The organism is Flavobacterium sp. CLA17 (assembly GCF_013112255.2).
Classification (GTDB): domain Bacteria; phylum Bacteroidota; class Bacteroidia; order Flavobacteriales; family Flavobacteriaceae; genus Flavobacterium; species Flavobacterium circumlabens.
On the sequence record NZ_CP068294.1, the window covers coordinates 3,118,568 to 3,128,736 of the forward strand.

Here is a 10,169-nt window from a genome sequence, read left to right on the forward strand (position 1 = left end):
TTAAGAGGAAGTCTATTTCCTTCTTCAACCTTTTATTTCTTAAGCATAATAACAAACGCACTTCTTAAAACAATTCGAATAGCTCACAGAAAAGGTTTTAATCACTACAAGATTAATTTTAAAAAAAAGTGGTCAGTATAATTTAATACTGACCACTTTAGAAAAGTTTTAATCTTTAATTAAGAATTTCACGCTAATCATCTGTTTCAACTGCAAGTTCAATAACATGATGAAACAGAAAGGCATCGATCCGAGAAAGTGCATAATCACGATCGATTGGCAGCATTTCTGGTTTTAACAGGATTTCATCAATATAATTTCCTGCATCCCATAGTTTTCTAACTAACTCAGGATTTATAAGTTCAATTTCGCTCAAGACTTTCTCGAAAATCAAATCAGCTGTTCTGATAAACTCTAACCTGTCATCGCCAGCTAATGGTAATACAAAAATTTGCACAGATGACTTGTTTATCTTCTTCTTCGGCTTACTTTTTTGATTTTTATCGAATACTTTTTCAGATTGTAATAAACGATAATCATATCCATCGGATTGATGATCATCTACTTGACTAAAAACTGTTTCAAAGATATCCAGTTTAAAATCGTCATCGAAAGCAAAACCATTCTCGCGCTGTTGTGCCAAGATATAAATATCCCATTCAATAACACTAATCTTATGCATATTTTTGAACAGAAGTTTAGATAGTTTCAATGCTGAGGAAGAAGCACTCAGCATTTCGGTCCATTTTATAAATCCAGCCAAATTTGCAATGTAATGCTGAGCTTTCATTAGTGTAAAATTTTCTTCTTCGATATCAAAATCGAGAACAAGAGCATCTATATCAAAATACTTGGGTGTATAGTGATAAAGTTCACGGCCATAATCGGCATCAAAATAAGACTTTTGTGTTTTAAAATCTTTGTAAAGATTTTTTGCTTGCAGTTTGAAATACTCAATAGTTTCCATAATACATTCCTTTTAACACCGGCTGTATTATCCTGACTTTCGCGTTCGTAATCTTGTTTGGATAATAAGCAGGTAGGTTTGCATTATTAAACTATTGGCTGATAAAATCTTTGCACGAACGGGCATGCTTGCCAACAAGCATATACAAATATAAACATAAAATCATGAAATACAAATACATAAAACATTTTACAAAGTTTTTAGACATATTTAATTTTTTAAATTATCCCATTTCTGCATTTCTTTTATTTTAACCGTATCAACAATTTTTGCGTACACTTGTGTAGTTCGAATACTAGTATGACCTAATAATTTACTCACAACTTCTATCGGAATTCCCAATGAAATTGAAACTGTAGCAAAAGTATGTCTTGCAACATGACAAGTGATTTTTTTATTTAGTCCTATTTTTATTCCTATATTTTTAAGGACCCTATTTGTTACTTTATTACAATAAACTCTAAAGACAAAATCATTATCAGATGAGATTTTCGGAATAAATATTTTAGCCTTTTTAGTTAGAGGAATATTTACTAAATAACCAGTTTTATGCATTCTAAGATGTATCGAGTCATTAACTATTGAATTAATAGAAAAAGTCTTTAAATCGGAATATCTTAGACCTGTATAGCAAGCAAATAAAAAATAACCCAAAATCTCTTTATCTATTGTTTTTGAAAAATTATCATTTAAGTAATATTCATCAAGTTTATTTAACTCTTCAATTGAAAGAAAATCTCTTTTTCCATCAACTTTTTTTATTGAAGTATATTGAAAGGGATTATCTTTTATATAGCCAAAACGAATTGAGATATTGACAAAGGTACGCAGCACTCTTAAGCTTTTGCTAGCGGTATTTTCATTATTGCTTAAAGTGTTAAGCATATATTGTCTATAGTCATTAATAAATTTTTCGTTTATATCTGAAAAGTAAATTTCTTTTTTGAATTTTAGAATTTTAGAAATCTGAGATTTGTATCCAAACCAAGTTTCTACTTTAAATTTTACTTTATTTTCTTCTAAATAATTCAGAATATAATCGGTGAAACTTTTTCCAGCTGAGTTGTGATTTATTGAGAGTAGCCTATCTTTAAACTGCACTAATGTTAAAGGAAACTCTTCATTTATAAAATTATGTACTAATAACGTGATAGATTTTTTATCAATTGCATCCAATATCATATTGTACCTCTCATGGTTTTTATTATTATTCTTTACTCTTTGTTTTCTCAATGACCAGTCTCTAAAAGGAATGGTTACTGGAGTTGCTGTTTCGATTTTTTTACCTTTTAAAAATGCTCTTAGATAAATTGGGAATAATCCTTGTTTGTTTTTTTCTTTTTTTATTACAAAACGATAGCTTATTTGTATGCTCATAGTTACTGAAGTATTTATGAAGTGAATTTATTCATAATTTGCAAGATGCTATTTTTAAAACAATAAAAATCAGTAACTATGCTTTAAAGTGATGGAGTTAGGAAAACCTATGCCCTTAATATCAAATAAGGGAAAGAGTTTTCAAGGGAGCATCGTACTTGGAAAGGGATTTATATTGACACCTGAAGAGGCAAAAGTTTTGATTGAAAAAGACTTTCGAAATAAAGAGGTATTATTTCCTTACCTTAATGGTGATGATCTCAACAACAGTATTACTCAAGAACCTACTCGTTGGGTAATTAACTTTTTCGATTGGTCGGAAGAAAAAGCCAGATCTTATAAAGACTGTTTTGATATTGTAGAGCGCTTGGTCAAGCCAGAACGATTGATCCAAAAAGATAAAGGAGGTAAAGATAAATGGTGGCAGTTTTTACGACCAAGAAAAGAACTTTATGCGACCATATCTGAGTTAGACCAGGTAATGGTTATTCCATTAGTTAGTAAATATTCATCATTTGAACTTTCTCAGACAAATACTGTTTTTATGCATAAATTGGGCGTATTAGTTTTAAATGATTTTCACAATTTTGCGATTCTCTCCAGTTCAATCCATAATCTATGGTGTTGGAAGTATTCATCAACTTTGGGGTCAGGAACTTTGAATTATTCAACTACAGATTGCTTTGAAAACTATCCTTTCCCAAAAGACAACACAATGTTTTTAGAAAGTATAGGAAGACAATATCATCTTCATAGAAAGTCTTTAATGAGTAAAATCGGATTAGGTTTAACAAAAATCTATAATTTATTCCATTCTGAAGGTATTCAAGAAATTATAGATTTGAAAGACAATCATGTTCGATATCTAAAAATGCATTTAGAAAAAAAATCAATTTTAGACAACTATGAGGATACAATAGCTGATATTAAAGAACTGCGTAAATTATATATTAAGATGGATCAGGCCGTAGTAGATATATACGGATGGAATGACATCCAACTACAACATGGCTTCTATAAGTTAGAGTATCTTCCAGAAAATGATCGCGTAAGATTCTCAATACACCCAATTGCAAGAAAAGAAATCCTAAAGAGATTGTTATTATTAAACTTGCAACAATATAGAGAGGAGCCACATGCAGATAATCTTAGAAGTATCGATAAAATGAGACAGAAACTTACTCCTAAAACACCACACAATACACTATTCCCCGATGATTAAAATAATTTCGGGGAATTATTTTCCTTTTTTTTACTATTAATTTTTTTAGAATTAAGCTTGATTTTTACGTTTCTAGACGCTTCCTCTGTGTAAAGTTGATGGTTAAGCAAAAGTAAACGTCTTAAAATTTCTCTACGAGCTTGCGGATGAATTGTAAATCGTATCCGATCATTTTCAGGTAAATATTCCATAGCATAAAAATCATGTTGTAGTTGGATGTCTTCCCAAGCGTATGTTTCCATAATTAACCAATCTGTTTTTTTTTGAAGCTCCCTCAATAATATAATATCATCGAAATAAGGACTATCTGATTTCAAATTTCTTTTATGATAAATATTTTGTAAATCTGTCAAGCCTATTTTATATTTAAACATCAGCTCCATCCTAAGCTTATATAAATCAAGACCTAGATCTTCAACTAATTGGCATGTTTTATTAGGAAAAGGAAAGGTTTCGAAGGCTCTACTCGCAGAATATCTCAATGTAGCAGCTCCCATTGTCGAGCTATTTTTCCACGCCCATATTTCATGAATAGAAGAATTTAAGATCGCGAATTCTGAAAATGTATTAAGTGCAAATAAAACAGTTGCTTCAGAAAAAACGATATTATTCTTACCAATAGAGATTAATAAATGTTTAGCATGACGATTTAAGACCATTACCTGGTCTAACTCAGATATGGCTTTGTAAAGAGCTGGTCGCTTTTCACCATATATCCACCACTTCTGCGGTAATGGTTTTCTTAATGCATATGTACCAACAATTTCATCGCCTTCGTTGCCTTTTTTCCAACGCTGTCTTTCGGGCTTAACCAATTTTTCTATAATCTCATAACAATCAGGATAAGTCTTTGCCTTTTCTTCATCCCAATCAAAGAAATTAATTACCCATCGGGATGGTTTTTGTTCGGGATTACTGTTTAGATCATCACCATTTAAATACGGGAACAATACTTCTTTGTTTCGTGGATCTTTTTTTATCAGTTTTTCAGCTTTGTCAGGAGATAAAACAAACCCCATTCCTAAAACATAACTTCCTATAAAACTCTTTCCTTTATTTGACATTAAAGGCATAGGTTTTCCTAAAACTTCGGAATCATCTAAATATGCTGTTATTCTCTCTACCGATTTATTATCTAAAATAAAGGGAGATTTCCATTCACCCTTATGAATTGTAATTAATGATACTTCAACAGCTGCTTGTCCTGGCCATTTCATAGAGCGGATAGCGTGATTAATTACCCCATTACTTGAACAAATTATATCTAAACCGCCTTCTCTTGAAGAGCCTTGAGCAATAGTATTTGTCGAAATTAGAGACTGGAATCCATTTAATTTAATAACATCAAATATTCTTCTAAAGAAATATGTTACCAAATCTACCGCTCCAATTGGCTTATAGGTATATTTTAGATATTCCAGAAAGTCCGTTCCATAATTTCCGCTTAACTTTTGTCCACCTAAAAATGGGGGATTACCCAAAACACAATCAAAACCACCTTGCTGGAAAACCTCTGGAAATTCTAGAAACCAGTGGAAGAACTTTTTGTTTTCTGCAATTGCCATACTTTCACCATTGTCTAAGATATCATTACCGGAATTTAGATAAGTTTGATATTGGCTATGTGTTGTTAATTTTTCTTTATTTTCTGTAGTTTTGGGGATAAAGAACTGCGCTACTTGTAAGTTTGCCAATTGTTTAAGCCTGTGCCATTTTTTACCATTGGTCAAATCACGATAGACATCTCCTTTTTTTTCAATCTGCTCAGAAGTATCTTCCGGCATTTGATTGAACTTATCTAAAGATTTCTGAATATCTATCAAATCTCCATCTACTGAGTTTAAATTAAATAGTTCGCTCATTTGCAGTTTGCGATCTGCGTCATTACGTTTTTTTAATGCTGAGACTATTGATTTTTCATCACCAGGTAGAGTCTTAAAAGCTTCGCTGGCTATACCCTTTTGAAGCTCATCATAATGTGCCAATCCAACGATGGCATTTCCGTTTTTAATATGATGATCTAAAAAATTTAAAGGCTCGCCCGGATCATGAGCTTCCAGCCATAAAGCTACCTTACAGAGTTCCACTGCCAATGGATTTAAATCCACTCCATATATACAGTTTTTTATCACATCGCGAATTGCCGAACGCAGAATAGATGGTGTTGGTTGATCTTCATTACTTCTTAGCCTTGCCAATTCAAACCCAATTTTTCTAGAAGCCGAAAGTAAAATGTGACCACTTCCACAAGCAACATCACATACCGTAATACTCAAAAGAGCTTTTTCAGGATCAGCTTCTTTAATTTTATTTGCAATAATGTAATCTAATGAATAACTGATTAATGGTTTTACTAATTCTTCGGGGGTATAGTGCGACCCTGATGAAGATCGATCATCGCCACGTTTAAATCTAAACTCTCCATTTTCTACTACAGGTTCAAATTCTAACAGTCCTCCATACACCGAACCGAATTCTTCTACATCTAGATCGGCATAATTTACACGAATGGTCTGCTTATTTTCATTTTCAAATGTAACTAAAGATTTAAACACAGTTAGTACATCTTTATTATTCAGCGTAGTTGTATCAATTTTTCCTATAGCATTTTGCTTAAAGAGCCCAGAACTCAAGGAATTAATACCTAATTCCTTGCCGTACTGACTATCTTCAAAAAGTCTAAACGTTGTCATTAATGACTGCCAAAGATCTGTTTTCTTTGGGTCAATGTAAATGACTTTATTTACAAGATATGTGAGGCGTTGGATACTGTAATATAGGTAATAGATCTCTTTAAGTTTCTTTTCACTTTCGGTTAATCTTTCTTTGTAAATAAGATTACGTTCTTCGATGACTAACAGAAACAAAATACGATATACAGATCTTAAAATATGCAAGTAGTACTCTTTAGCTGACAATGTTCCTTCTTCAAACGCATTCCTTAATCCTATATTTTCTTGCTGCGAAAGCAGACCATTTGCTAGAGTGAGAATAGAATTTTCAACAGCCACACTTAATCTTTCGCGAATACGAGATCCTGAAGCTAAGGCTTCATTGTGATAATATTCTAGAAATGAATCTTTCCCATCTTCTTTTTTATCATTGATACGTGAAGCATGTATTAAACGATAAAAAATTGCAAATTCGGCATAATGCCCTTCTTCCATCATTTGTTCGAGATTGAACTCTAAATAACTTAATCTAGAAAGTCTTGTAGCATCACGCAACACACGAAAATAATTACCATTTGTGACAAATCCATAAATATGTTCAGTGGAATTGATATATTCTTGAATCAATGAATGCGGAGAAAGTCGTGGTCCGCTCTCAGCTCTTTTATCCATTGATTGTTCACTACCAACGATGTGTATCGGAAAATCATCTTTATTTGAAGCTCTATGAGAGATCGCATAGGATTTCCCATTGACAATTTCTGCATTTGATAATGTTACCTCATATCCCAAAAGGTTGAGAAAGGGAACAATCCAATATTTTCGGGTCTCAGAAATTCCCTTATCTATCTGTGAAAATGAACTCCGTTTTTGTTTAAAAATTTGCCAATGCGTATTAAGAATACTCCAGGCATTGTTTATCTCATCACGAACCTGTTCATTAGGTTTTAAACCGAAATCTTGTGGTTTCTGAAAACTAATATCATCTTGGCGAATTTTTTCTAGAATTTCGCTAGTAAAAATGTTTCCTTGTATATTTATTGTTGTTAATTTCATAGTTTAAAAAAGAGCTTTAGGTTTAGGCAATAAAATATAGACACCCATAACATCAGGTGGAAGTACCGGAGTTGATTTTTCATAACTTCGCCCACCAATCAATGTTTTAAATCTTCCATGTGCCTCGACCAATTTATCGGCACGTCTTGTCGCAATTTCTACGAATGCATCCTTTTTGTTTTCAAAAGAATTTAATTCTATTTTTAAAATTTGTTTTTGTTGCTCTAGTGGCAGATTGCTCAAAGGAACAGCGTCGTTCAATAGCTTTTGTGCTCGTTCAAAGTCTATGGATTGTAAACCGTTTTTATCTTCTGTATATCCCCATAAATACATTTCTTCTGCCACTGATTCATTTTTTGAACGTACTTCCTTAACCACATTTCGTACACGAAACATAACCATGGTGGTTTTATTTTGAACACTTTCCGTTTGAATTACACTAGTTCGCGCCATACCATAAGCATTGCCTTCTTCTTCAAAGGCATTGCTCACAATATAATGACAAAGTTGTTCCACAAAACGGTGGTTTCGTCCGACATACTGGTAGCCTTTTGGAGTAGGAGAAGCAAACGCAATCCTAGTTTCTGTTTTTCCTTTTAGTTGTTCTGTTTTAGAAAGTAAAGCAATTTGCAAATGCTTTGGAAGATTCGTTATCTGTACATTATATCCGTCATTGTCAAGATTAACTGAGGCTCCTAAGGATTGTAAAGCGTATACCGTAAAACTTTCTACAGCCTGCGGATCACCAATAGCTTCATCAACCTCTTGTAAATCTTTTTTAATTGCTTCTGCATCTACAGATTCTTGTGCAAAGATTGAGCGTAGATTTTCCCCTTTTTTACGAGCCATCTCTAACTCATTGTCAATTCTTATTTTTTCCTCTGCAAATAGTATTAATTGTTCTGTTTCCGATTCGGTTTTCAAAATCTTTTGGGTGAGTTCAGCCATAAGTGATTTATTATTTTCACCGATCGGAATAGTAACTCCAATACTTTTTTGAATTTCACGTACTTTGCGAATTAATACTTCCAAAATAAATTTATCCATTGGATTGTTCTCTCCATAAAGCATATAAGTTTTAATACTCTTTGATGCCTGCCCAAAACGGTCAACTCGACCCTCCCGCTGTTCAATTCTATTTGGATTCCAAGGAAGATCGTAATGTAAAACCGCATTGAAATGATCCTGTAAATTAATTCCTTCACTTAAACAATCTGTAGCTACAAGAACTCTTTTTTCATGTTCTCCCATCCTTTGAATTTCTTCTTTACGTTGCTCATCCGCCAGTTCGGAAGTAATAGCCTGTACCTGTATGTTTTTTGGAAGAACTTCTTTTAGTTTTTCTTCTACATACTTTGCTGTCGCAATGTAATGACAGAATATAATCGGCTGAAACCCTTCCTTAAGCCATTTTTTGATAAGATCAATAGTATGCTTTATTTTAAGATCTGTTTCGGTATGTATATTTAGAAACTCTCCTAGAGTTAATAATTTAGAAAGACCTTCCAATTCCGCTGTTTTATAATCCACTGCATTCAACAAATCGGATCTCGAGAAATCCACTCCAAAATCATTTTCTTCAAACAATGTATCTTCGACAGCTTCAAGACTAACTTGTGCAATATTATCTTCTAGTGCAAGCTTTGCTTGACGTTTTTCTAACATTTCCTTTGCCATCGCTGGACTTGACATAGCTCCTTTAATTAAAGCAATTGCAGCCCAAGAACGTAAAAGCCGGGTATTTTCATTATCTGTTTCCACATCTGAAATTCCTCGTGCAAAAGACACTAACTCGTTATAAAAAGCTTTAGTCTCTTCTGATAGTGTAAAACCAACCTCTTTAGAATCTCTATCAGGAAATAAAGTCTCTTCGTTTAACCATCTACGGATATTTTCACGTTTACGTTGAATAAAATATTGTGCTATTTTTCTTCTATCAGATTGTTCGAGTTTCTCAAAATTCAATTTTTCGAAAGCTGGATTAAGTAACCCCAGCAGAGAAAGAAATTCTTCATCCTTACCACTATGGGGGGTTGCAGTAAGTAATAGCAAATGTCGTCCCTTATTTGAAGCAATATCGTGAATTAAATTATAGCGTTGTTGTTGGTTTTTTGAAGATGCCCCTTTTGGTAATGTACATGTGTGAGCTTCATCCACAATAACTAATTCAGGACAATCATTCAGGAAAATGCCTCTACGCTTATCAATTTTTATATAATCAACAGAAATGACTTGATATGGTATATGATAAAACACAGAACGGTCATCAGGTACCATACGATCCAAACGGGATGCTGTACTAGACCGGATAATCTCTGCATCAATATCTAATTTGTCTTTTAACTCTTGTTGCCACTGTTCACACAAATGAGGCGGACATATTACTGCAAATCTTTTGATTTCACCTCTTTCGATAAGCTCTTTGATGATGAGTAAAGCTTCAATTGTTTTTCCAATACCCACATCGTCGGCAATCAGTAATCGTGTAATCTCCTGCTTTAGTGCCATTACCAATGGAACAACCTGATATGATCTTGGTCTAAAGGATAACTTACCCATACTTCTGAATGGTCCTGCTGCGTTTCTTAACGAAAGCCGCGAAGCATTATAAAGAAGTTTTGCCGTTTCAAAGTTGCCTATCTGATTTTGATTTGGTTCTTTAAAGGTCGCTTTTTCTAAAGTTTCAATATCTTTTGCCAAAGGCAGAAAAATACCTGTCGTTTCTTCATCAGAACCTCCAAGTGGTTTCACCAATATAATCTGATCTTCATTAGATGGAAGTACCATCCAATCGCGATTACGATATCTTACTAAGTTCCCTGGAGTATATTTAGTATTCATTATTTAGTCTTACTTAATTATTGTTTACCTGTGA

5 protein-coding genes are annotated in these 10,169 nt (G+C 33.1%); 1 reads left to right on the top strand and 4 read right to left on the bottom strand.

Going from position 1 to position 10,169, the window contains the following annotated elements:
* Positions 1–193: 193 nt before the first annotated feature.
* Together HAV12_RS12735 and HAV12_RS12740 are read right to left on the bottom strand one after the other, a co-directional pair.
* Positions 194–967, bottom strand: a complete 774-nt coding sequence (locus tag HAV12_RS12735) for a hypothetical protein (protein WP_171567931.1) — start codon at positions 965–967, stop codon at positions 194–196.
* A 210-nt stretch (positions 968–1,177) separates the two neighbouring features.
* On the bottom strand, positions 1,178–2,344 hold the full coding sequence (locus HAV12_RS12740; RefSeq protein WP_171569984.1) for a site-specific integrase: 1,167 nt from the start codon (positions 2,342–2,344) through the stop codon (positions 1,178–1,180).
* A gap of 91 nt (positions 2,345–2,435) precedes the next feature.
* Between HAV12_RS12740 and HAV12_RS12745 the strand changes: the two genes are divergently transcribed.
* Entirely contained in the window at positions 2,436–3,566 is a 1,131-nt protein-coding gene (locus HAV12_RS12745; RefSeq protein WP_197984792.1) for a type IIL restriction-modification enzyme MmeI, read from the top strand.
* On the opposite strand, the gene HAV12_RS12750 is transcribed toward HAV12_RS12745, so the two are convergent.
* A complete protein-coding gene (locus HAV12_RS12750) occupies positions 3,563–7,294 on the bottom strand; it encodes a DNA methyltransferase (protein WP_197984793.1) in 3,732 nt (1,243 codons plus the stop codon). The two genes, HAV12_RS12745 and HAV12_RS12750, sit on opposite strands and share 4 nt — an antisense overlap.
* 3 nt (positions 7,295–7,297) lie before the next feature.
* Positions 7,298–10,135 carry a helicase-related protein gene (locus HAV12_RS12755; protein WP_171569985.1) on the bottom strand — a complete coding sequence of 946 codons (2,838 nt, stop codon included), beginning with the start codon at positions 10,133–10,135 and terminating at the stop codon, positions 7,298–7,300.
* Between the last annotated feature and the right edge of the window lie 34 nt (positions 10,136–10,169).